This window comes from Paenibacillus sp. P4_A7 (genome assembly GCF_056402455.1).
Genome location: NZ_JBFUHJ010000752.1, coordinates 1 through 1,448, shown reverse-complemented (window position 1 = coordinate 1,448; position 1,448 = coordinate 1). Strand labels below are relative to the sequence as shown.

1 protein-coding gene is annotated in these 1,448 nt (G+C 42.0%); it reads right to left on the bottom strand.

All coding sequences use genetic code 11. The annotated features are described in order from the left end of the window. Positions 1 to 1,448: hypothetical protein (locus AC1DWN_RS33675; RefSeq protein WP_477563176.1), on the bottom strand; the 1,448-nt coding region annotated here is incomplete at both ends.

Genomic DNA, 1,448 nt, shown 5'->3' with positions numbered 1-1,448 from the left:
CTTCACTTCAACTCGATCAGCTCGAGTGGCGGTTCCTGTTAATGTCGTTTTTGCCTCCAGCATAAACTTCTCCCCAGCCCAGAAAACGGAATATCCACGCGGAGATTCTGCATTGCCGCTTGCTTTCATATTGTAATCACGTCGGTGCTCATCCCATAAATCAGTATGCTTCACAAACCCTTCCGCTTGTAAGGGAAGCACCTGTACCACTTTTGTTACAATTACAGGTGCCGCAATCCCATCACTCACCGTCAGCTTCATAGTCCACGCTCCAATAGTAGCCAGCTTAATTGACGGACCTCTTGCAGGATAGCTTGGACCATTAAGTGTATATGGAAAATTGCTTTTCACTCCAGCTGGACTTGTTAACTCGAAAATAAGGGATAATGTATTCCTATCAAGATCAGTCACATTAGATTGGAAATTAACTAAATCTCCTTCGTACACTGGCTTTGGAGACCAATCAAAATCAGCTGTCGGAGGTCGATTATTTACGACTTCTATCGTCTTACTTACGGTCTCTGCCCTGCCGTTTGACGTCGTCGAACGCCATTCAACAGTATATTTTCCATTTGGAATTGTGCCCACCTTAAAGCTGCCGGTCCAATCCTTCTTACCATAGCCTGTCGAGCTGCTTGTAGTAGAAGTTAAAGTAACATTTCTCTGATAACCAGTCCCTTTAAATAAGGTAACCGCTGTTACATTCGGATATTTGGTTGTTATTGCTTTTAACTGATACGTCTCACCGACAAGAACATTTGTAACATTAGCTACTCCATTTTTCGCATCATCAATTTGTCCGGATAAATTAATCGGTGTTACCACTTTAACAGTGTAAGGATGTATTACTGTAGATCCAGCAACCGATCCATTACCTGTAACAGTAAAGTTATATGTTCCATCGGGTGTCGTGTTCGGAATCGCAAATTGTTGATCATACCAAGTGATGTCATTTCCATTCTTCGTACCTGAGTAATAAGGAACGTTCTTAGAAATATAACTTTCCATAGCAAAGTTTAATGAAATGGAGTACGGATACCGTGTCCATAGCTCATTGGCAACTAAACTTTCGCTCGCTGGAACACTGTTTAGTGAAAAGCCATTATAAGCTGTTTTAAGATTCGATTTCATTTGTACAGGTACTGAGTTAGGCAAGATAAACGTCCGCTTAATGGGGTCGCTCCAAACCCCCTCGATATCCTGTGCCACATAATCCAGTACATAAGTTCCTGGTGCTAACTCATTAGGAATTTTGGTGAAGACCTCTCCTGTTTCCTGATTCGTGAACTTGTTGGTACGTGCTTGAATGCCTCTGTCTGTGCCTGCTCTTGTGATATTGTGATCGAGATCGTAACTCGTATCGATCCATGTTGTTTTATACAAGTTTGATGCTGTAATATAGTCAAAATCTAGCGTCACATCTGCAATCGGCTTTCGGTGAACCATTA